Here is a 22895-nt window from a genome sequence, read left to right on the forward strand (position 1 = left end):
GTGAACCTTCGAGGGACGGCGTTTTCACTCCTCCGGCACCATTGGTACTACCGGGTATGGACGGGCCGCCCAAGGCATCAGCCGGCAACCTCGACGGAGGCGGCATACCAGCGTTGGTACCGCCAGGGATTGTCGACGGGTTGAGAGCCTGGAACATCGGGGAATTCGACGTAGCCCCGACCGGCGTCAGACCACCCCCAGTCGAATGCTGCTGCAAATCCGGCTCCGTAACCTTCGGGTAATTAACCTTCGGGTATGTGACCTTCGGGTAATTAACCTTCGGGTATTTGACCTTCGGGTAAGTAACCTTCGGGTATGTAACCTTCGGCTTGGGATTGGGATCGGTAGGGGGGCCGCCCACCGGAGAGGTGATGGGTGCCGGGGAGACCTGGTCCAGGGTACGTGTCTCCACGGAGTACTGACCCGCCAGTGTGTGCAGCACCTTGCGCAAGTCGTCCGTCATCAGCTGGACGATCTGAGGGCTCTGGCTGATCGGGATCAGCCCGTTCGCCATCGGTATGATGCCGATCTTGAGAGCCTGGTTCCCATACCAGTGGTCGATGGTGGTGACGTTCGCCTGAGCCACTGCGAGGTTGTTCCCGGCGTCGACCAGTGTCTGGGCGACCGAACCGCCCATGTTTCCCCCGGACAGTGCCGCCGCACTGGAATTCACCTGCTTGGAGAAGGTCTCCATCATGTTCATGAACGCATCCGCCGCGGCCCCCTGCCACGGCGCATCTTTCTGGCCCGCCAGCGCATTGGCCTGGTCGACCAAGGCCTTGGCCACCATCTCCAGCACTTCCTGCACGTACTGAAAAGTGTCACCGGCGTCGTACAGACTCTGCGGGTTGACAACGGTCTGAGCCCTTGACCTGTCGGATGTGGAAGGCAAATTCGAACCACCGACGATGACGGCCTCGATCTGCTTCCAGTCATAGTTGTCGTAGTCGGACGCGGAACCCATGACGGAGTTGTTGCCGAAGATTCCTCCGTCAGGTCCCTGCGTGGTGCTCCCGTTGTTGTAGTCCGTATTATCCTTCGTGGGGAATTCATTCGGGGGAGATGTTTTCACCATTACATCCACGCTTCCGTGTCCGAGCGCAGCATCCCGGGGATTCGACGACTCACCCACCAGGACCGACGCGATCACCTGTGTCTGTGTCTGTGTCGAAAAAACGGCTTTTGGCGGCAAACTGCCAATACCGCAAAATGACCGATGGCGGTGTCAGGTCCGCAGGGCACCTGACACCGCCAATAGGCAAATGTTAGTTTTCTGTCAACCACCCGAGGTGAATTTGCTGAAATCTCCCTGGGCGGGTTGCATGGCCGACAACACTTCGTCGGCCGACATCTTGTTCTCGTCTTCGATGGTCGAGTACTTCCGGCTGAGGTCCTGGCAAGCCGTGGCGATGTCGGCCAGGCCCTGTCCGAGGGCGTGGAGGAACGTGAGGTACTTGCCCTGGAGACCCGCATCCCCGCAGATGGCTTGCCCGAGCTTGTAGGCGTCGTAGAAAGACCCAGGCGTCACCGTCTGCACATTCAGGACCTTCGTGTACGCCTTCTTGCACGGGTCTGCGAGCCGGAGCATGTTGGACGCGAACAGATCCAGGGAGGCCGTGTCCACCACTGTGCGGCCGCCCTTCCCCGTGCCGGTCGGGACCGGAGGCGCTTCCACATTGGTGGTGGTCGGTCCGGACCGGGTGTGGGGCGCGTGGAATGTGCTCGGATCCCACGGCTTGAACTCCGGCAGGGGCGCTGGCTTGTCGGAGGGGTCCGGCGGATAGTATGTATATGCGTCGTCGAGACCTGCGTCCGGCATTAGCGTGCCCAGATTTTCTGGCCAGCCCTCTCGCCATCACCGTAACAACCGACGATGTTGTCAAGAGCGGCCTGGGCCTGGACGGCCTGCGTCGCCATGTCTTTTGCCGCTTGGCCCCAGACTGCACGCTGTTGATCGAACTCGTCCCGCGCAACGCTCTCCCACTCGAGGATGGCCTGCATCGTACCAGTCTGCAACTCCGTCAGGAAATCTTCGATCTGCTGGGAGATTTGCCCCATCGAGGTGACCGCGTTCTCGAGTTCCGTGAACGTGAGGCTGTAAGTCGACATGTTCTTCTCCTTTCCTGTCTAAGCCCGCTGTTGTCAGAAATTGGGGAGGCGCGGAGCGGTGATCCCCGCCGCGGCGCGCTGGGCGTGCGCAATGGTGGTCTCGTTGGTCTGGTTCAGGACTGAGGTGTTCTGCGACAGGGCGTTCTCCATGCCGTTGAGCACCCTGATGACCTTGTAGAAGTCGTTCAGCCAGTTGTTCATCGCCTGCTCGAACGACGTCGACGCCGCGCCGGTCCAGGCGGAGGTGATTTCGCTGGCCGTCCGCGTCATATATTTATACGACTGGTCGAAATTCTGCACGCCCGTAGAGAACTGGTTGATGGCCTTCTGGAGTCCCGGAAGGTCAACCTGAGTCCTTGAGCCGGATGCCGGCGCTGGGGCGACCCCGACGGGGATGCTTGCCATCGAACCCTCCTTCATTCGCTGTCGGTTCCTTGTCGAACCGTCTGCTCACAGCCTGTCGGAACCCACCATCGATGGGAACTGCATTCGGCATTCCTTGCCCCACCCGCCAGCGATTGTTGCCCCGGCGTCCCTTTCACGCCCCCGCGCCTGCGCCGGCCAGGGCCGGGCTGTCCTCCTCCGGTGGAGCCTGACCAGCCTCTTCCTCCTCAGGCGGTGCGGAGTCCGGCCGCGCCGCCGGCCGGATCGCCGGGGAGTCGGCCGCGGCCAGCCGCTCGGCGAACCGGTGCGCCCCGTACGCGCCGGCTGGGGGCGGGGAGTCAGCGAAGTGCTCGGCGAGAGAGTTGCGCACGTGGTCGTCGACCGCGTATCCGCGCACCGCCAGGTGGCGCAGCGCCAACTCGGCGAGCTGCTCCCCCGTGTAGTCCGGGAACTGCACGAACTCCGCGAAGCAGGCGGCGAGTTCGGAGCCGGAGTGAGCGTTCAGCAGCTCGGCCAGCAGCGGCTGCTCGCCCAAGAGCGCCAGCGCCACCTCCGCGTTGCCGTCCGCGGCGCGGCGCAAAGCGCCCAGTACGGCGCTTCGCTCCGCGTCCGGGCGCGTCAGGAACGCCTGGTCCGCCTCCAGCAGCAGCAGTCCGCCCGCGGCCTCCTGGAACAGGGCCATGCCGAACGTGTCCGCCTGCTCACGCCAACTCGCCGGGAAGGCGGAGAGGGCCTGCTGCTGCAGGGCGCCGGTGGCCAGCAGGCCCGTCTCGGCGAGGCACCGCGCGTACAGCCGGGCCACGGCGCGCCGGCCGCTGCCTTCCTTGCCGGCGAACACCAGGTTCATCAGCCCTGCGATCGGCTGGCGCTGCCGGTGCAGGTCCGCGAGGCCGGCGATACGGCCCAGCAGCGACTCCTGGACCGCGTCGAGCCCTACCAGGTTCCTCAGCCGCCGGATGCTGCGGGCCTCGGGCTGCCGCCCGCCCTCGGGTCCGGACGCGGCGGGCTCGGGCCCGGCCATGGGCTCCACGTCCTCGGCCTCCAGCCGGCTCAACGCGGAGTCGGAGCCTGGCGGGTGAGCGGCCAGCCGGGACGCCTGGCGGTTGATCATCGACTCGAAGAGCTGGCGGGCCACGCGGCCGTTGCCGAACGTCGGCCCCTTCGGGGTCCGCTCGAAGTAGGAGGTCAGGGCGTCCAGCGCGGAGTCGGTGAGCTCGTAGTAGTGCTTGCTGCACAGGCCCCGGACGATCGTGACCAGTTCGTCCACCGTGTAGTTGGGGAACTCGACGGTGCGAGAGAAGCGGGACGCCATGCCGGGGTTCGAGGAGAGAAACTGGTCCATCTGCTCGGAGTAGCCCGCGACGATGACCACGACCTGGTCGCGGTGGTCCTCCATGAGCTTCATGAGGGACTCCACCGCCTCTTGGCCGAAGTCGGGGCCGCTGCCCTTGGACTGGCTGGTCAGGGTGTACGCCTCGTCGATGAACAGCACACCGCCGATCGCCTTGGTGAACACCTCCGTGGTCTTGATGGCGGTGGCGCCGATGTACTGGGCGACGAGGTCGGCGCGGGCGACCTCCATGATGTGGCCCTTGGCAAGGATGCCCAACTCGGCGAGGACGGCGCCGTAGAGCCGGGCCACGGTGGTCTTGCCCGTGCCCGGGGGACCGGCGAACACCAGGTGCCGGCTCATCGGAGGCATGGGCAGGCCCATCTCCTCCCGGCGCTGGGCCATCTTGTTGAGGTTGATCAGGCCGGTGACTTCCTGTTTGACACTGTCCAGTCCGACCAGTGCTTCCAGTTCGGCGAGCGGCCCGGTTCCGATGTGCTGCGCGGTCTCCGACGGCTCGGGCTCATCCCCGCGCTCCGGCCACTCCTGCCCCTTCGGCGCGGATCGCCGGGGCCGGTCCTGCCGGTCGACGCCGGTGAGGTTGATGGCCTGGAACTGCGGGTTGTCGCGCAGTTGGTGCACCTGCCGGCCGCCGTTGTCCCGCACCTCGCAGTCGCGGACGACGACGGGCTCCTCGGTGTTCGTGCGGACGCCGTCCCCGGCGTTGTCGAAGATCGCGCAGTTGCTGACCTCGCCCCGCGCGGACACCTGGATGTTCACGCCGTTGCCCCGGGCGCTGTGCACCCGGCAGCCGACAGCCGTGAGGGAACCCCCGGCGGTGACCCGGACGCCGTCGGTGCCGGAACCGGCTATCTCGCTGTCCCGCAGGGCGAGCACCGCGTCGGTCCCGACGAGCACCTCGCAGCCGTGCAGCGCAGCGGAGACCACCTCTGCCCTGGCGCCGTCGGCCAGGGAGAACCCGGAGCCGCCGGCGGTGCGCAGCCGCAGCCCTTCGAAGGTGCCGGTGCCTTTCTCGGCCAGCTCGACCGCGCTCGCCTTGTCGGTGGCGATCTCGCAGTCGCGCAGCACGACCGTGGCCGCGCCCGCCACCCGCAGCCCGCCCCCGGCGCCCTCGGCCACGTTCAGCTGCTCGAACTCCGCGGCGGCGCCGCCCGTGACGAGCACGCCGGTCTGGGCTGCCTCGCGCACCGTCACCTGCGAGAGGCTCGGGGCGCTCTCGGCGTCCACGAGTACGCCCACCGCCGCGTGCGTGATCCGGCAGTTCTCCAGTCCGGGTCGCGACTTCTCCGTGATCCGGAGCGCGGCTCCCGTCGGGGCGGCGACGGTGCATCCCCGCAGCAGCGGGCTCGAGCCGCCGGCGATGTGCACCGAGTCCGCACCGGTCCCGGAGAACCGGCAGTCGGTGAGGCTGATCTCGCCGCGGCTGGTCAGGTAGGCGTCCACGCTGACGCTGTCGGTGACGGTGAGGCCCTCCACCGTTGCGGCGCCGTTCTGTTCGACGACCAGCGCCGGCTTGTCGCTCCCGGTGATCGCAGTGTCCTTGATCTGCGCGCGCCCGTGGCCGTTGACGCAGATCCCGTTGCCCCCGGCCTGGTCGACGACGCTGTCCCGGACTGTCAGCCGCCCGCTCTCCGCGACCACGATCGCGGACGAGACCGTCCCCGTGACGACCGTCTTCTCCACCGTGTTGGTGCCGGACGAGGTCACCACGATGCCGGCGCCCTGCGCGTCGTCGATCCGGCAGTCCCGGGCCACCAGGGTTCCCTGATGCCACGCCAGGATCGCCGTCCACCCCGGGCCGGTGATCCGGCAGGCGTCGAGCGCCGCCTCGCCGCGCCGGATATCGACGGCCGCCGTGTCGCCGTCCCCGCCGGAGACGGTCAGCCCGGAGAGCTGCACCGCCTCGGCGTCGATGACGACGGCGCTTCGGGAGTCGGACTTGATGAGCACACTGCCTGCGCCGTTCATGGCGGCGATGGTCACCATGCGCGTGACGACCAGCGCTTCCTCGTACGTTCCGCCGGCCACGGTGATCAACGCGCCGTTGGTGGCGTCACGCAGCGCCTCGCCGATGGAGCGGTAGGCGCCGGGGCGGTCCCGGGAGACCGTCAGGACCTGCCTCGTCATGGCGTCGTCCCCTCTCGTGATGGTGCGGCGCCAGGGCGCCGGATGCCCTTCCGCGGGCCACGGCCGGCCAGGATCAGCCCCGGCGGGTTGCGGAGCGCGCTGATCGCGGTGGCCGGGAGCCGCTCGGCCGGTTGGGCGTCCTGCCACTCCGTACCGGCCTGCTCCAGCCCGGCCATGGCCATGTCGTCCAGGGGCAGGCGCCGGATGTCCACGCTGCCGTCCGCGCCGATCTCCGGGCCGGTCAGCTCGCGCAGCAGCAGGACGCGCCGCTTGCCGCTGTGCGCACCGAGCACCTTGAAACTGGTACCGGGCAGGTAGAACACCCGGTCGGGGACGGCCGGGTCCAGCAGGACGGTGCGGCGCGCGGTCATCGACCAGATCAGCACGTCGACATCACCGGTCAGATCGGCATGTCCGGTGATCAGCGCGGAGCCGAAGCCCCATTCGGTGACGAGCCGGCGCCTGCCGTACCACTCCCACTCCGCGTCGCTCAGCGTGGTGCGCAGCATGGTGGCGCCGCGGTAGGACGGCAGCCGGCGCAGCCCCGATGCCACACAGCGGGCCAGCGGCACGTGCGGGCCGACCGACGCACCGCGCACCGCGCTGTCGATCCGGTCGGTGCCCCCGGAGAGGTACAGCCGGACCGCGGCCATGTCCGTGACCACGTCGTCGGTGGAGGTCCGGGATCCGCCGCGCAGCCCGGGCGACTCGGACAGCACGCGCGCCACGAAGCTCGCGGCGGCGTCGTACTGCTGCTGGAACGACCGGCGCAGCCAGGCGCGCTCCTGTTCGATCCCGCGCGCCGGGGGTGCGGCGCAGGCCTCGGGCGTGGGCACCGGTTGCACGCGCACCTGCGTCCCAGCGGCCTTCGGCGGCGCGGCAGGAGGGGAAGCGGGCGCGGGTGCAGGCTCGGGCGAGGGGGCTGCGGGCTGAGTGGTGGGCCCGGGCGTCGGCGGCCGGCCCGGTTGCGGTGCCGGTGACGGGGCGGGGTTGGCCGCGTCGGTACGAGGAGCGGCATCAGCGGCCGGTTGAGCAGGCGCGGTTGCGGTGGGCGGGGCGGACACGAGCTTTATGGCCCCCGGCCGCAACGGCGCGGGGACGGGGGGCGGCGCCTGCTGTTGCGGGGCAGAAAGCGGCGCGGGCTCCGCGGGCGTGGCCTCAGAGCCCGACGCAGTCGCGGTTTCGGAGGCCATGGGGGGAGCCTCGGGCGCCGCGGCTTGTTCTGGCTCTGCGGCTTGTTGTGGCGCTGCGGGCGCGGGACCGGCCCCGGTGTCGGGCCCGGCGTTGTGCGCCGCTGACGTGAGGTCACCCCCGGTCTCACGGTCAGCGTTGGGCACTGCGGGGGTGGTCGGCGCGGCATCAGGCCCGGGCCGCGACCCAGCCGACTGCGTCCCAGCACTGGGCATCGCTGGCACGGGCTCGGACGCCGCAGGCTCAACCGCGGGCCCGGCCCCGGGCACCGCGGGCTCAGTCTTGGGCTCTGCCGCCGCGCCAACGGGCACCGCGGACCCAGCCTCGGGCGCAGTCCCGCGGGCCGTCGGCGTCGTCGGGGCCGCCGGCGTCGTCGGGGCCGGCAGGATGCGGCACACGCTGCCGATCGCCGGATCGAGCTTGTGCCGCACCTCCTCGGCCAGCCGCCGCATCCGCGCCGCGGTCTCGGGGGTGCCCGCGTCGAAGTGGAGGACGATCCCGCCCGGGTCGGCCGGGACGCGGCGGACCGCCGTGTCGTCGGTCGGTCCCACCGGGGGCCGCAGCCACAGCCCGCTCTGGGTCACCTCCAGCACGGCGTCGGGGGAGTACTGGTAGACGCCGGTGGAGACTTCCGGCAGGCCGTCCACCGGCTGGCGGTGGCCGCGCAGCGCGGGCACGGCTCCGGCGGCGCCCCCGGGGTGGTAGACGAGTTCGCTTGCGAAGGCGGGCGGGCCGGGCGTGCCGTCCTCCCCGAGGAGGCGCACTCGCGGACCGGCCGTTCCCGTGCCCGGCTCACCGACCGTCGGCAGCCCGGCGTAGAAGGTGACCGCTTCGTCGAGCCGGTCGGCCAGCGCCTGCCCGAGCGTGCTGCCCTCCGGGACCTCCACCGGCCCGTACGGGATGAAGCGGGCCAGCGGCCGGATGTCAGCGGGAACGCGCTGCCAGAGCCCCTCGATGTCCTGCAGGGGGAGTTCAGCGGTGCCGGGGCAGCCGAGCACCACGGCGAGCCGGTCATGGGGACAGAGCAGAGTGGCCGCGAGCCGCCTGAGAACAGCGTCCCGTCCTGCCCGCTGCTGGTCCGTACGTCTGATCCACACCCCGCCGGGCACGGGTTCAGCGGTGCTCGCGGCGCTGGTCGGAAAGGAATCGGCCGGTATCGCGTGGTCCCATGTCGGCACGGGGAAGCGGCGCGACACCCGCGGGACGGGCCTGGGCGGGGAGTACAACAACCAGGAGGGGAGGCGTGGTTGGAAGGCCACCCAACCGGTGCCGTAGTCCTCCGGCACGAGGAGCCCGCCGCCGACGACGGCGACCATCCTGCCGTCCGGGGTGAGCACCGTCCGGCCAAGCCGGTCGGCAAGCAGCTGGCCGACCGTCATGGCGGTCTCGCGGCTGGGTCGGCCGATGACCACCCGGAAGGAGCGGCCCCGGCGCCTGAGCATCTTGGCCACCGCCTCCCAGGCTGCGGCGGGGGATTCCTCCGGCAGGTCGACGACGACCAAGGTGTGCTCCGGATCCTCGGCAAGTCCGCCGGCGAAGGCGGATACCCGGGGGTTCAGTTCGCCTTGGAGGTAGAGCAGCAGCGCGGCGCCGACGCGCTGGCATGCCAGTCGTGTACGGCCCGCGTTGCGCGACAGGCGCTCGAGTTGGACCATGACCGTCCCCTAACCGGCAGATGTTCGAACGACGGTTCTGGCGGCGGCGGGGTCCAGCGTGGGACCCGTGGGCGCCAGGGCGAGCAGCTTGTCCGGCAGCGTCCGCACGGTGGTCTGGCTGTACCCGAGCGCCATGACCGTGTTGGAGTCGGCCAGCGGGTACTTCCGCCCGGTGTCGGTGATGAGGTAGAGCTGCGGCGAGGCGGACGACCGTTGGGACTGTGCCATGACGAGCATGCCCCGGCCGGCCGGCACCAGCAGGCCGGACGTTCGTGAGCCGGCGGCCACGGGCTCGGTGACAACCGTACCGTGAGCGGTGGAGCCGGCACCCCGCCGCACGCACAGCGCCGAGCGGTCCGGGCTGAAGGCGGACCCGGAGAGCAGATCCGGGACGACGGTCAGCAGAGAGCGGTCCCGCGAAGCGGGAGCGGCGGCGGCGGCGGTCGCGCTCACCCGCTCCGCCGGAGCCGCGCCGGGTACCGCGCTCAGCAGGGCGAAGGCGGTGCGGCTGAGGGGGGCGAGGCCGTCGGGGCGCAGCACGAACAGCTCCCGTGCCCCGGCGGCCTCGGCCACGAACAGCTGTCCCACCTTGGCGGGGTGGCCGGCCACCGAGGGGCCGGCGGAGCCCGCTCCCCGGATGTGCGGGGCGGCCAGCGTCGCGCCGGTCGGCAGCTCGGCCAGCCACGCCGCGGACACGTCGATGGGCTCCTGGGCGACCAGGTTGAGCGCGACCAGTTCGGTGTGGGATCGCAGCGGGAACTTCTCGCCGTTCCACAGGACGTACTTGGTGTGGTCGGGCCCGGCGAGCAGGATCCACCGGTCGTGCGGGACAGGCCTGGTGCGGCCGGCGGGGTCGAGGTCCACCAGCTCCGTCTCGCTGCCCGGCGGCAGACACACCGCGCGTTCGCCGGTGAGCAGCGCGGTTGCGGGCGGTACGTCGTCCGGCGCGCCGGAGATGCCGATCTCCGGGCCGCGGCTTACGCCATCCAGGGTGGCGCGGGGGACGGTCACGACCTGGGCGTCGTTCCCCCCGATCAGCAGCCCGGACGCGTAGTTGGCGATGGGGTAGAGCTGCTTTCCGAGGTAGATGAAGCGGTTTCCGGTCTCGCTCTCCACGACGATCGAGCCCGGTTTGCGCCAGGCGGTGTTCGCCGGGACGATCAGGCCGAAGACGGCGCAGCCGATCGCGAGCAGGATCGCGACGAGTGCGCCGAACTGCACGCCGAGCGTCCCCCGCCGCATGGGGATCTCCACCGGGGCGGCATCGCCGGCCAGCAGCGCCGACACCAGTCGGCCGACGGCGAACCGGTGGGCCTGGACGTGGTCGCGTCGATTCTGCACGCCGCCCCCTCAGCCGGCCAGCGCACGGAAGTACGCGTACGCGTGGAGCACCTGGAGCAGCAGCGGCAGGAGTGCGAGCGCCAGGAGGCCTTCCATGATCTCGCCGAGTCGCCCCCAGATGGGCCGCAGCCTGGCGCCGGGCAGCTTCCGCGCTCCCATCAGCAGCAGGGGCACGACGGCGAACAGCACCAGCATGCTGCCGGCTCGCGCCACCGCGCTCGCGTGCGCCTGGAACGCCAGCAGGAGCAGGATCACACCCAGTGCGCCGGCGGTCACCAGCGCGATGCGCTGCCGCGCGTTGCCCACGTCGCGGGCGCGCAGCAGTACCGTCGCGCTGAACACCAGGGTGAACACCCAGCTCGACCAGCCCGGAACGCGGACCAGCAGAGCGAAGGCCACTGTGCTGACCGCGGCGAAGGAGAGGAAGAACACGCTGAGGTAGCCGTCCGCGGCTGCCGCCCGGCGGGTGACCAGGGACTCCGGCAGCGGGTCGATGCCCTGCTGCAACTCCTCCGCGTTGTGCGGCAGTTCGACGACACGCAGCTTGGCGGCGAACAGCGCCAGCCGCGGGGCGAGCGGGGTGAGGGCGAACATCGCCGCCGCGAGGACCGCGGCGACGCGGGGGGCGTCCCAGCCGAGGCCGAGCGACAGCCAGCACCCGAGTTCCGCGGTGCCGGCGAGGGTGAGCACGGTGCCGAACACGACGATCGGCACCTGAGCGAAAGCCAGCACCGCGGCGGCCGCCACGGCGGCGAACGCGGCGGTGAGCAACCCGTCCAGCCGGGAGTCCAACAGCCCGGGGCCCGGTGCCCCGGCCAGCCCGGCGAACATGCACGCCCCGAGGCCGGTGATGGTGGCCGCGGTCCGGTCCCCGTACACCCGGGTGGCCACGCCGCAGCCGACGATCAGGCCGAGGGCCAGCACGCCGCAGGTGTACGGAACCAGCGGGTCGGGGCGGCTCCCGACGACCAGGGCGGCGAGCGCTGCCAGCGCCAGGCAGGCCAGGCCGAGGCAGAGCCCGCGCGTCAGGCGCGGCTGCCAGCGGTGGGGCTGCGCGCCGACCGCGGTGGCCACGCCGTCGGCGATGTCGTCGAAGCAGAGCTCCGACAGCAGATCGTCCTTGGGCCGCAGATGGAGGATGTCGCCGTCGTGCAGGCCAAGGGTCTCCGGCGTGCCGTCAAGGTCGAGTGGTGCCTCGCCCAGCCGCTGCAGCGCCCATCTGCTGCCCAGGTCCTCCTCCTCGACCGCGTGCGTCAGCAGCACGGGCAGCAGGTCGGCCACGGCCATGGAAGCGGGCACCGCGAGATCGGTGCGGCCGGAGGGCGCGTTGACGGTCAGCCGGCAGACGTCGGCGGTTCCGCCGGCCCCGGTGCGGGTGGGGGACGACGCGGCGGTGGTCATGGTGCTCCTGCGATGGGCGGACGGGGACGGGGAGATGCGATGCGCGGACGCACGGCGGGGACTCGGCTCATGACGGCGCCGCCAGTCCGGTCTGGATCAGGCCGACGCTGCGCCGCGTGACGAACTGGGCGCGGCCCGACGGAAGTTGGCGCGGCTTCGCCTCGCCGATGAACTTGCCCTCCTCCTTGGGGTAGGAGAAGAGCAGGGCCGGGCTGCCCAGTTCCCACATCCGGCGCAGTAGCGGGTCCATCATGGCGCGCATCGCTCCGGAGGTGCTGCGCGCGACCACGACGTACAACCCGATGTTGGCCGCCTGGGCCAGCAGCGGCACTATGGAGGACATCGGGTTGTCCATGCCGGGACCGGTTGCGAACAGGTCGTAGTCGTCGATGAGCATGAACAGGCGTGGTCCCTGCCACCAGTCCCGCTTCGGAAGCCGCTCGGGAGCTATGTCGGGCCCCGGGATACGGCCGCTCACCGACATCGCCGCGCTGGCCGCGAGTTCGGACAGCGCCTCGCTGTCCACGGCGTAGCCGACGCGGTACTCCTCCGGAACATCGCGGAGCAGCTGCCGGTCGGGGTCGACGAGCAGGATGCGGGCCTCATCCGGGGCGTAGCGGGTGGTGACCGCCTTCGCCACCAGGCGCAGGGCGTTGGTCTTGCCGGTCGCTTCGTCCCCGAGGACGAGCAGGTGCGGCAGCTTCTCGAAGTCGTGCCACACCGGCTGCAGGCGCTTCTCGTCCCAGCCGAGACAACAGCGCAGGTCGCCTTCCGGGGCCGGCAGCTGCTCCACCGGCAGGTTGCTGGGCAGCAGCCGGACGCCGGGCGCCGAACGGCCGGTCCAGAACGTCTCGATCTCGGCAGCCGCGGCCTTGGTGGCGGTGGTCAGGTTGGTGGTGGCGGAGGAGCCGTCGAGCCGGGGCAGCGCGGAGAGGAAGTGGTGGCCGGTGCTGGTCATGCCGTATCCGGGGCGGGCAGGCACCCCGGCGGCCTTGCGCGAGCCGACCTCCGACTCCATGGTGTCGCCGAGACGGAGTTCGAGCTTGGTGCCGATCAGGTCGCGGTGCCTGGGGCGGATCTCCGACCAGCGGACCGCGGAGGCCACCAGGTGCACTCCGAAGGACAGGCCGCGGGCGGCCAGCTCGCCGACGCGGTCCTCCAAGGGCTCGAAGTCCTGCCGCAGGGTGCCCCAGCCGTCGACGACGAAGAAGACGTCGCCGTACGGATCGTCGATCTCGCCGCTTCGGCGCAGCGCGCGGTAGGCGTCCATCGACTCCAGGCCCATGCTGGTGAAGCGCTCCTCGCGCACTTCCAGCAGCTGGGCCATCTCCTCGACAGTGCGCAGCACCCGGTCCCGCTCCAGCCGGGTGGCGACCGAGCCGACATGCGGCAGGCCGGCGATGGAGACGATGCCGCCGCCACCGAAGTCCAGGCAGTAGAACTGGACCTCCTCCGGGGTATGGGTGAGCGCCAGTGACAGGATCAGGCTGCGCAGCAGGGTGGACTTCCCCGTCTGCGGTGCTCCCACGACGCCGACGTGCCCGTTGGCCCCGGACAGATCGGCCACCAGGAGTTCGCGCAGCTGCTCGTAGGGCCGGTCCACCATGCCGAGCGGCACGTTCAGCGCGCCGAGTGCCGGATAGTCGCTCGCGCTCATGCCGCGCTGCGGGTCGGGCACGATGCCCGGCAGCAACTGGTCGAGGCTGGGCGACTCGTCCAAGGGCGGCAGCCACACCTGGCGGGCGGGCGGGCCGGAGTTCTCGAGCCGGTCGATGAGCACCTCGAGCAGGCTCTCGGTGTTCTCGGACTCCTCCTCCTCGTGCATGGACTCGTCCTGGTCCGGCAGGGATGCCAGGTCCGCGGCGGCCGGATCGATCGGGGGCGGCACGTGCTGGTCCAGGCCGAAGGGGACGACCTCGGCGGCCGCCGCGGCCTGGGCACCCCTCGCGGCGCGGGTCTGCGACTGGGGGCAGGGGCCGGAAACGTAGGCGGCCTTGAACCGGACCAGGTTGGTGGTGTCGATCTTCAGGTAGCCGTGGCCGGGAGACGAGGGCAGTTCGTAGGCTCCGGTGATCCCGATGACGCTGCGTGACTCCATGGAGGAGAACGTACGCAGCGCGACCCGGTAGGAGAGGTGGCTGGCGACCTTGTGGATGCTGCCTTCGTCCAGGCGCTGCGAAGCGAGCAGCAGATGCACCCCGAGGCTGCGCCCGACTCGGCCGATCATCACAAAGAGCTCGATGAACTCCGGCTTGCTGCTGAGCAGTTCGGAGAACTCGTCGACGATGACCAGCAGCGACGGCATCGGCGTGAGCCGGGTGCCGGCCAGCCTGGCCTTCTCGTACTCGAACAGGGAGGCATAGCCGCTCTCCCGGAGCAGTTCCTGGCGGCGCATCACCTCTCCGGTGAGCGAGTCGCGCATCCGGTCGACCAGCGGCAGTTCGTCGGCCAGGTTGGTGATCACCGCGGAGGTGTGCGGCAGCCGGTCCATGTTCAGGAACGTGGCGCCGCCCTTGAAGTCGACCAGGACCAGGTTGAGGACCTCGGAGGAGTGGGTCGTGGCGAGGCCGATGACCAGGGTTCGCAGCAGTTCGCTCTTACCGGAGCCGGTGGCACCGATCAGCAGGCCGTGCGGCCCCATGCCGCTCTGGGCGGACTCCTTGAAGTCCATTTCGACGACCTCGCCGTCCTCGGTCACCCCGATGGGCACCCTCAGACGGGCGTGCTGCGGGGTGCGCGGCCGCCACTGGGAGGCCACGTCGAAGGCCCGCGGATCACGGATGCCGAGCAGCGCAGTCAGCTCGAAGTCGTTCTCGAACGGTTCGTCGACCAGGTCCACGACCCCGCCGGTGCGCTTCGGCGAGAGCTGCCGGGCGAGACCCTCGGCGGCGGCAAAGCCCAGCGTGTCGGACTGGGCGGACGCCTCGGAGTCGCCGACCGGGAACGACAGGCTGCCCTTCTCGGTAGTCAGGCGCAGCACCTGCGGACCGCCCGTCATGTCGCCGGTCAGGTCGAGCAGGGCCACGTTGCGCAGACCGGCCCCGAGCAGCCGGGAGCTGGGAGGGATGTGGGTGCCGACGGCGACGATCACGACGAACGGCTCGGAGATGCTGGGCACCGCGGACTTGTCGTGGTCCGGGCGGTCGCTGACGTCCTGGCCCAGGAGGTCCATCAGCGCGTCGTGGTCGGTGGCGACCAGCCGAAGCGCACCGGCCGCGTCGCACTCGCGCGGATGGGCGTTGTGCGGCAGCCACTTCACCCAGTCCCAGTCCGCCCTGCCCTGCTCGCCGGTGAGCACGGCGATGCGCAGCTCGTCCGGCGAGTGGAGGACGGCCAGCTGGCAGAGGATCGCCCGGACCAGGCCGAACGCGTCGGTGCCCTGCCCGGCGAACTCGACGCTGCTGAAGCTGCGCAGTGAGACGGGGATCGCCATTGCCTCGACCGACTGGTGCGCCTTGATGAACCTGCGCAGCGAGATCGCCGTCAGGGGTTCGAGGTCCTCGACGGGCTTGGTCTCCGGGGGGATGAACTGGAGCGTAGCCCGCCGGGAGCCGGTCCCGATCCGGACCCGGGCGAAGTCCTCGTGACTGCCGCGACGTTCCCACAGCCGTGGGCCCATCGCCAGCGACCACAGATCCTCCGGCGCGGGGTTGTCCCAGGAGACCGCGGCCCGCTGCTCGCCCGCCGCCTCACGGGCCTGCTTGCGCAACTGCGTGAGGTAGCGAAGGTAGTCACGGCGCTCGGCACGCATTCTGCGCTTGCGTTCCTTGCCCGACTGCGTGAGCTGGATCAGGCTCATCGCGACCATCGAGATGCCCATCATCCCGGACATCATGTAGGTGGTGGGCGACCCGTTGGTCAGCGAGAATCCCACCGCCATGGCCGCCATACCCAGGCCCATGGGGAGGTAGGCCAGCGCCGTCCCGAAGTCAATGCCGGCCGGCTCGCCCAGCACGGGCGGCTCGGCCAGCTCGATCTGACCCTCGGGCAGCGGTGGCGCAGCCGCGCGCACCCCGCGCTTGACCGGCACCGTGTTCGTCATCCGCGTCCTTTCGCGGGTATGGCGCAGGACCGCTCTGTTCGGCGCTTCACAGCACCCCGCAGCGCATCGCGTAGGCGACCGCGTGTGAGCGGTTGCGCAGGTTCAGCCGTGTCAACATGCCGCTGATGATGTTCTTGATAGTCCGCTCCGAGTAGTTCAGGTGCTGGGCGATCTCTGTGGTGTCCATGCCGTCGGCGAGCAGTTTCAGCACCTCCACCTCCCGGTCGTGAAGACCGCCGATGGTCAGCCCGTTGGGCACCAGCACGGTGCGCTGGATAGTTTTGACCTGCTCCAGCAGCCACCCGACCATCTGCTCGGGGATGAGTGCGCGGTCCCGCCGGCTGCCCCGGATGGTCCGTACGACGCGGTCCCGGTCGGCCTCCTCCCGGAACAGGAAGCTCACCAGCCCGGAGCCGACCGCGCGCATCAGATGGTGCTCGCTGATGGTTTCCGCGACGAGCACCATCCGCATCTCGGGGTTGGTCGACTCATCCGCGGCGCGCTCCATCCAGCAGACGATGTCCTCGGTGGTCCGATGGACGGTCACCAGCACCACGTCCGCTTCGTGTCTGCGCTCAGGCCCGAGCAGAGTGATCCCGGGGCTCGAACGCAGGAGGGCGACGGCACCCTCGCCGCTGACCGGGTCGCTGGCGTGCACGACCACGGAGATTTTTGAGCCGTGCTCCCTCTCGGCGGGCTCTACCGCGCGGGTGACGAGCATACCGACGCCCCTTCGTCGACTGGGCGACACGCTCTGACGGCGCCGCATACTCCTGCAGCACGGATACCGGTCATCGACGCTCCCATCCTGGGGTCGGGCCGCGCCCCACCCCCTGCCGCGACGTCGCCACCGGGGTGCTCACGTATCCCGCTCCGCGCAGCTTGCGGAGTGGGGCGTCGTCCGTCGCCGGCACGTCGCGACCGTCGATGCGCAGCTCGCCCGAGGCCGGCTCCACCAGCCGGTTGAGCATCCGCAGCAGGGTCGACTTGCCGGAACCCGACAGCCGCATGGCCATGAGCGGCTCTCCGGGTACCACGCTGCCGGTCACGCCGTCGACCGTTCGCACCGCAGCAGACTGCGCGCCATAAGTCTTTTCAAGGCGGACTGCCTCGATCACCGTGCCGTACCTCCGGGGTTTGCATGCGGCCGATCGCCCCAACGCGGTATTTCACATGCGGAAAATTCACACAATGCGACACTCGGGATACCCTCCGGATGCTATACGCTTTTGAGTCAACACTCGGAAAACTATTGGCCAGCTATCAGCAATCCCGACGATCAAAAATCGGCCGAAATCAGACCAGTGCGTCAGAGGACCCAGCCTGCGCCAAATCGCGCTGGAGAACGTTCTTCTCATAGCCGCCCGTATCCGGCACCACCGTCGCGGAGGGCGGAGGCCGTGCTGCAGGAGGCCATCACCGAGGCCCGACAACTTCGCGAAGCCGGCCGCCTGGTGACGGTGAGTTCGAACCGACGGGCAACGCCGCGAGCCGCACGCTCGCTACGGACCGCGGACCCCTTGAAGGACTTATCAGGACCGTCGTCGTGCACGATGACAGCCGAGCGGTTCGCCAGGTGGAACGCCAACCTCCGCCGCTTCGTCGACACGCACGATGAGGCCTCGGCGCTGGAGCGTCTCGTGCCAGGCATGAACCCGTCCCAGGCCGTCGAAGACATCGATATCTACCGCGGGTTCGACGGCGGGCCAACAACGGCGGACGTGGCCGATCTTCTCGTCGTCCGCGTGCCAAGGTCGGACGACCCGTTGCCGGCCGTCCAGGACGCGGTAACGAACGGCGCGAGCGTGGTCGCTCTGGTCGACGAGGGCGACCGTGCCGAGCTGGCGGTCCTGGCCGAGGCAGCTGCCCCGGGGCTGGGCGTCCGGCTGCACAGCGGAGCCGATTGGGACCGGCTCTCAAGATGACCGGGAGTTGGCACGGCCGGTGCAGGTCCTGGGTTGCAATGCTTATCGCCGGGTCCGGCTTTGGGTGCCGAGTGATGTTCGCAAAGACATCGGGGGCGTCGCTGTTGGTAGGGTCGGGGGCTGGCGCGGTGCCTTTGAATGATGGACCACCTGCATCCACCCGAATCTCCGACGCTGCTTATGGCGTTTCGCCACGAACAAGGCCAGACGCCCCAGTGCGTATGTTCTGATCTTGCCGAAGACGCGGTCGAGTTTCCGAGGGCCAACGCGCCAGGAAGAGGACGCGCCGTGCCCCAGGGCGGTTGCGAGTTCCGGGGTCGTGCGGCTGGTCGGGTTGTGACCGGTTGGGGCTCATAGCAGGGGCTTCGTGATCATCGCGGTGTCTGAAGCCCAATGATCATGAGGTGGCCCGTGCCTGCCGCTGCATCTTCTCCCATCGTGGCCACCGCCACAGGCACCCTCGTGCTCGTCCAGGTTTCCAGCCCGCCCTGGTCCCGGAGGCGCTGCAGAAGTGGCGGGTCACCTTCTTCGCCGGAGTCCGGCGATGCTCTCCGCCCTGCTGAACCACCCCTCGTTCGACTCCTACGACCTCAGCGCCTGCTCCGCCGTCCCGTCCGGCGGCGATCGGGTGCCCCCGGCTCGCCCACGGGCAGCACGGCGACACCAAGGTCGTCGACCGCTACGTACGACCCGACTACATCCAGCACAACCCGACGGCCCCCGACGGGTCCGCAACCCTCAAGAGTTGTGCGTAAACATGGCCTCTGACCTGCGGAAACACAGAGCGGCAGACGAGTCGGGCTGTACGCCGGGTATTCCTGGAGCACCTTTCTGACCTGCGGGTTTCCGGGATCGGACCGGCTGTGACCTGCTAGGACGGGTTGCAGAGGCGATCGGAGGCAGTCAGAGGAAACCGCTCTGATTCGACCCCGATTCGACCCGGGCCGCTCAGAGGCAGTCAGAGGCAATCCCTCTGATTCTGGCTCTCTGAGCAGACGGGTCCGATCAGAGGCGATCAGACGCAGTCACTCTGTCAGCCGACCGAGTTGGGTGAGCCAGTCAGAGGCATCCGCTCTCTGTGCTGGCTCCTCCGATCCGGTCGGGCCTCAGTCGGTCGGTGTGAACAGAGGCCCTGCCTCTGATTCAACCCTGATCGGCTGTGACCTGCTAGGGCATTCGACCCGGGATTCGACCCGGGCCGCTCTAAGGCAGTCAGAGGCCTTCCGATCGACCCCGGTCGAGCTGCGATGGGGACGTCTGCCTCCGCCGGAGCCAGGCATACGAAAGCCCCCAGGACGGCCATCCTGGAGGCTTCGCTGGCACCGATTGGAGGTCGGTTCCGGGCACCACCCGTGGTTTTAGCGGGCCTAGGTGGCGTCCATGTCTTTGCGAGACGACCCCAGAATGCCATACGACGCACCCCCTTCGCACTACTCGCAGAAGGCTTCACGTCCAGCAAACTCCCAACCAGAGGCAGTCACAGGCAACCAAACCTCCCGGCAGGGACTCGCTGGCCTCCCCCGCGCCGCCGCTGATCTGGTCCTTCTCGGAGACCTCACCGGTCGTTACGCGGCGGGCAGCTACAGCAAGCTCGACCGTGACGGACGGGTGGTCCTTCGCGAAGATCGGCAGGGCATGGCCGAGCACGGCCATCGGATCACCGCGGCTATCGCCTGCCACGTCGCCCGGGTCGGGGGCACCGTCGACCAGTTGACGCAGCTGCTGATGCACCCGGATCACGAGGGTGGCAGGCACACGCAGAACATCGCTCTGCGCTCTGGGCAGGCACGCGCCCTCGCGTACATCCATCGAGTCTGGGACAGCGCCTGCGCAACGGTCCACAGGACGGTGAAGGTTGACTCCCGCCAGCACTCCCATGAGGATCTCGCAGCTCTTCGCGCTCGTATCGAGGTCACCCCGTGGCGGGGGGAGCGAGGACGCACCGCCTTGCGGGTGCTTCTCGCTCATCTCAACTTCGCCGAGACCGCTGGCGGCCGTCTGCACGCCGCGAGTGAGCGCCAGGCCGCCGAGGAAGCCGGGATCTCGCGGCAGACGCTGCGCAACGCATATGAGACCGTGCTGAGGCCGGGTGGGTGGCTCCGCCGGCTGCGGGTCGGCCGCGGCAGGGAGGGCTCCACCTGGTACCTCGGCAACGGCCCTGGTTCTACGCACTCTTCGTCTTCTCGTCAGAAGACCACTCAGTTCCCCCCCGGCCTGGCACTTGAGGAGTGGTCCACCTCCGAGACGGCCGCCCCCGCCGATGTCGACTCGACTGTCATCAGCCACCTGATGGCCCTCGATGCCTTCGCCCACCACGGCCTGGGCAGCTCCGCTCTCTTGATCCTCGGAGCCTTGCACGCACGGCCAAACCAGACCGTCAGTGAACTCGTTCTCACCTCCTCCGTCTCACGTGCCACCGCCTACCGGGCCCTCCGTCGCCTCGCGCGCCACGGCCTGGTGCACCACATCGGCGAAGTCTGGTCACTGGCCACCCGGGCCTTGGAGGGCTTCGGTAACAGCCACCCGGAGGCTGTTACCGACCGGCAAGTCGTGCCCTCGCACGGCTGGGACCTGGTCGCCCACCGATGCGGAACTGCAGGTACCGCGGCGAGCCGAAGCACACTCCACGCCGCCGAACGAGCGGCCTATCGGGAGGCGCTGGAGCGGCTGTTGGAGCACCGCAGCAGGGCCCTCGTTGTGGTCCGCGACGGCCATCAGGTGTTGGTACCCGCCCTGCGCCCGGACGAGGTCCCCACGCCATGGCGCGGGCCCGGCGGCCTCGTCATCAACCCGGCGACAGGGCGAATCGATCCGGCATGGCGGGTTGCCAGCGATGGGCGCTTGATCCTCATCACCCCCGCTGACCAGCGCAGTTACGACGAACTAGCCGCCGCACACGCCGAAGCACTCAGGGAATGGGAGTCCGTTGCATGAACACGCAGCAGTCGACGCCGGATGAGGACGACGTAGCCATCACGCCGGAGACCTTGCGCACCCGCTACGAATCCGGAGCCACCGTCGACGAGCTCGTTGCGAGCAGCAGGTTGTCGTACGGCACGGTGCTCAACCGGCTGCACGAGGCCGGGACCGAGATGCGCACATCGTGGCAGACCCGCCGGATGCGCCAGGATCCACAGGCGCGCCAGCGTCTCGCGGCCCACCTGCGCACCCTGTACGAGCAGCGTGGCGCGACCCTCACCGAACTCGCTGCAGTCGCGGGAGACACGAGGCGTGCTGCCCGGCGCCTGCTGATCGAGGCCGGCGGCACCGTGCGCACCACGCAGCAGACGCTGCGGATGCGCACCGCAACGCGGGCCGCCGAGCGGCAGAAGCTCGCGCGGTCCCTGCGGGCACGGTACGAGGCCGGCGCCTCCGTGCCAGAGCTTGCTGAGGACTGCAACTACTCAGTGGCCACGGTCTACCGGCTCCTGCACCAGGCCCGCACTCCCATGCGCCCGCGGCACCGCCACGGCCCCTCGGACGGGACGAGGAAGCGGTCATGAGCGCACTGGCCCTCGCTGACGTTCCCTGCGGTACCGCTCGCCACAAGGTCCCGCCCATGCACCATCCCGGCTGCAGTTGCGCGGCAAGGGCTCCCCCGCTTCGACCGCATTCTCAGCCATGCCTCCGAAGCAATGTCGACGTCGTCGACCTGCGCAAAGTCAACAGTCCTTCCAGTTCAGGAGATCAAGCACACGTGAACGAGAACACCCGTCACAAGACCCTGGCGGCGGCCACAGCCCGCGCCTGGGACGCCTTCGTGATCGTCGTCGGCATGCTCAAGGGCGGCACCGGCAAGACCACCTCGGCCTGGTTCATCGCCCTCTACTACGCCGTCGTCCTGGGGCTGCCGACGCTGCTCCTGGATGCCGACGCGACCAGTCAGTCCGCCTATGACTGGTTCAAGGTCGCCAAGGCCGAAGGCTTCGAAATCCCGGAGAACCTGGTGGTCGAGCGGTACCCGTTCGATGACATCGCCGAGTACATCCGTGAGAAGCGTGCCGAGTTCGGCGCGATCGTGGTCGACGCCGGCGGCGGGAGCGCGAAGCTGTTCCACGAGGCTGTTACCGAGGCGAACCTGCTGCTCGTGCCGGTCGCTCCCACCAAGATCGAGCGTCGCAAGCTCGTGGCCACCTTCGACGAGGCCGAGCGCGCCGCCGCCCGCAACGAGCGCGACGTCACCGCCCACGTGGTGCTGGTCAAGGCCGACGACCGCACCAGCCTGCCCCGCACGGCGAAGGACAAGCTGCTGGAGCCCGTCGAGGGCGAGGGCATCGGCCCGGACCGCGACGAGCCGTTCCCGCTCGCCGAGACGACCATCCACTCGTGGGTCCACTACATGGAGGCCTTCGGCGAGATCCCGACCGAGCTGAGCGAGTACGCCGAGCTGATGAAGGAGCTGACGGCATGACCGAGCGTATGAAGCCCCCGGCCCGCCGCACTGGTCGCACCTTGGGCGGGGCCAAGAAGGCGACCCCGCCGCCCCCTCCGCCGACCGCCGAGCTCACCCCCGAGCAGTTCGCTGCTGAACGGGCGGCCGACCAGGGCGATGTCCGTCCCGCTGCCAACGAGTCCCAGGTTGAGCCCGCTCCTTCCCCGGTTCCCGTCGAGGGGTCGGCGCAGGGCCGGACCGGGACGGTGTCCGAGGCGCCGCAGGCTTCTGTCCAGCCGAACGGTGAGGCCGCGCCGAGCGGTCCCGTGCAGGAAGCGGTCTCCAGTCAGCCGGCGCACCAGGCCGTCGTCGCCCCCGAGGTGCGGGGGGAAGCCGCTGAGGGTCAGGCAGAGCAGCAGGTGCAGCCTGTGGTCTCGGCTGTCGAGCCCGCAGCCCCTGCAGTTCAGCCCACTCACCCAGCCGAACCCGTTGCACAGCACGGGCCTTCTCACGTCACGTCCGCGGTTCCTGGCATGGCCCCGGCCGCCGAGGTGGCAGTTCGCTCGGCAGTTCCTCCGGCCGCGGCTGGTACGGCGTTCCCGGTGAGGACCGATGCTCCAGGGGCCCACCGGGAACAGGACGTGCGATCGGAGGCAGCGCCGAGCGAGGGAACACCGTGGGCTCAGGGCCCCGGCCGCCCCAAGGACATTCCCGAGACTGCTGTCGTTCTCAACCAGCGCATCATCGCGCGGGAGAGCCTCGACTCGTCGGTCCCCGCCGCGCTGAAGCTAAAGAAGCGGATCAAGCGGTTCGCTCTGGACAACGAACTCGATCACCTGCCCATGGGCGACATCGTCTCGGTCGCACTGGACGAGTGGCTCACCGCCCGCGGGTTCTAACGCGCATCCATCCCCCTGGGGTGGCCGCGAACGCTTCTCTCGTTCGCGGCCACCCGTCCTACCGACTATTCCACTAGTCCACTAGGCGGCTAGCTAGT

At 69.6% G+C, this 22895-nt stretch carries 17 protein-coding genes; 5 read left to right on the forward strand and 12 right to left on the reverse strand.

Features of this window, described 5'->3' with window-relative positions:
• The 11 genes from H8R17_RS39270 to H8R17_RS47975 all read right to left on the reverse strand — a co-directional run.
• A partial coding sequence (locus H8R17_RS39270) for a WXG100 family type VII secretion target (RefSeq protein WP_187827980.1) occupies positions 1-1150 on the reverse strand: 1150 nt, incomplete at its 3' end.
• A 126-nt stretch (positions 1151-1276) separates the two neighbouring features.
• Entirely contained in the window at positions 1277-1819 is a 543-nt protein-coding gene (locus H8R17_RS39275; protein WP_187827981.1) for a hypothetical protein, read from the reverse strand.
• Positions 1819-2109 (reverse strand): WXG100 family type VII secretion target, encoded by a 291-nt coding sequence (locus H8R17_RS39280; protein WP_187827982.1) that lies wholly within the window; start codon positions 2107-2109, stop codon positions 1819-1821. Before H8R17_RS39280 ends, H8R17_RS39275 begins: the two co-directional genes overlap by 1 nt.
• Before the next feature lie 33 nt (positions 2110-2142).
• Complete coding sequence (locus H8R17_RS39285) at positions 2143-2514, reverse strand: WXG100 family type VII secretion target (RefSeq protein ID WP_187827983.1); 372 nt, start codon at positions 2512-2514, stop codon at positions 2143-2145.
• A gap of 133 nt (positions 2515-2647) precedes the next feature.
• Positions 2648-5971: a right-handed parallel beta-helix repeat-containing protein gene (locus H8R17_RS39290; RefSeq protein WP_187827984.1), complete on the reverse strand. Its 3324-nt coding sequence runs from the start codon at positions 5969-5971 to the stop codon at positions 2648-2650.
• Complete coding sequence (locus tag H8R17_RS39295) at positions 5968-8817, reverse strand: hypothetical protein (RefSeq protein ID WP_187827985.1); 2850 nt, start codon at positions 8815-8817, stop codon at positions 5968-5970. Before H8R17_RS39295 ends, H8R17_RS39290 begins: the two co-directional genes overlap by 4 nt.
• A 9-nt stretch (positions 8818-8826) precedes the next feature.
• Positions 8827-10158 carry a type VII secretion protein EccB gene (gene eccB / locus H8R17_RS39300; RefSeq protein ID WP_187827986.1) on the reverse strand — a complete coding sequence of 444 codons (1332 nt, stop codon included), beginning with the start codon at positions 10156-10158 and terminating at the stop codon, positions 8827-8829.
• A gap of 9 nt (positions 10159-10167) precedes the next feature.
• Positions 10168-11559: a type VII secretion integral membrane protein EccD gene (gene eccD, locus H8R17_RS39305; RefSeq protein WP_187827987.1), complete on the reverse strand. Its 1392-nt coding sequence runs from the start codon at positions 11557-11559 to the stop codon at positions 10168-10170.
• A 67-nt stretch (positions 11560-11626) separates the two neighbouring features.
• On the reverse strand, positions 11627-15601 hold the full coding sequence (gene eccCa / locus H8R17_RS39310) for a type VII secretion protein EccCa (RefSeq protein WP_187827988.1): 3975 nt from the start codon (positions 15599-15601) through the stop codon (positions 11627-11629).
• Between the two features lie 46 nt (positions 15602-15647).
• Positions 15648-16322, reverse strand: a complete 675-nt coding sequence (locus H8R17_RS39315) for a LuxR family transcriptional regulator (protein ID WP_187827989.1) — start codon at positions 16320-16322, stop codon at positions 15648-15650.
• 70 nt (positions 16323-16392) lie between these two features.
• On the reverse strand, positions 16393-16650 hold the full coding sequence (locus H8R17_RS47975) for an ATP-binding cassette domain-containing protein (protein WP_316959668.1): 258 nt from the start codon (positions 16648-16650) through the stop codon (positions 16393-16395).
• A gap of 351 nt (positions 16651-17001) precedes the next feature.
• On the opposite strand from H8R17_RS47975, the gene H8R17_RS39325 reads away from it, so the two are divergent.
• Positions 17002-17526, forward strand: coding sequence for a hypothetical protein (locus tag H8R17_RS39325; RefSeq protein WP_262505864.1), 525 nt, complete (start codon positions 17002-17004; stop codon positions 17524-17526).
• A 1446-nt stretch (positions 17527-18972) separates the two neighbouring features.
• Here H8R17_RS39325 and H8R17_RS39330 read toward each other — a convergent pair.
• Positions 18973-19281: a hypothetical protein gene (locus H8R17_RS39330; RefSeq protein ID WP_187827995.1), complete on the reverse strand. Its 309-nt coding sequence runs from the start codon at positions 19279-19281 to the stop codon at positions 18973-18975.
• 198 nt (positions 19282-19479) lie between these two features.
• Here H8R17_RS39330 and H8R17_RS39335 point away from each other — a divergent pair, with 198 nt between their 5' ends.
• The 4 genes from H8R17_RS39335 to H8R17_RS39350 all read left to right on the forward strand — a co-directional run bounded on the left by H8R17_RS39335 (position 19480) and on the right by H8R17_RS39350 (position 22797).
• A complete protein-coding gene (locus tag H8R17_RS39335; RefSeq protein ID WP_316959669.1) occupies positions 19480-20460 on the forward strand; it encodes a helix-turn-helix domain-containing protein in 981 nt (326 codons plus the stop codon).
• A complete protein-coding gene (locus H8R17_RS39340) occupies positions 20457-21029 on the forward strand; it encodes a helix-turn-helix domain-containing protein (RefSeq protein ID WP_187827991.1) in 573 nt (190 codons plus the stop codon). Before H8R17_RS39335 ends, H8R17_RS39340 begins: the two co-directional genes overlap by 4 nt.
• Before the next feature lie 194 nt (positions 21030-21223).
• Positions 21224-21937 carry a ParA family protein gene (locus H8R17_RS39345; RefSeq protein WP_187827992.1) on the forward strand — a complete coding sequence of 238 codons (714 nt, stop codon included), beginning with the start codon at positions 21224-21226 and terminating at the stop codon, positions 21935-21937.
• A 602-nt stretch (positions 21938-22539) separates the two neighbouring features.
• The gene (locus tag H8R17_RS39350) at positions 22540-22797 is read left to right on the forward strand and encodes a hypothetical protein (protein WP_187827993.1); all 258 of its coding nucleotides are present in this window, start codon (positions 22540-22542) and stop codon (positions 22795-22797) included.
• Positions 22798-22895 lie beyond the last annotated feature (98 nt).

The organism is Streptomyces sp. TRM68367, from assembly GCF_014495685.1.
In the GTDB taxonomy this organism is placed as follows: Bacteria; Actinomycetota; Actinomycetes; order Streptomycetales; family Streptomycetaceae; genus Streptomyces.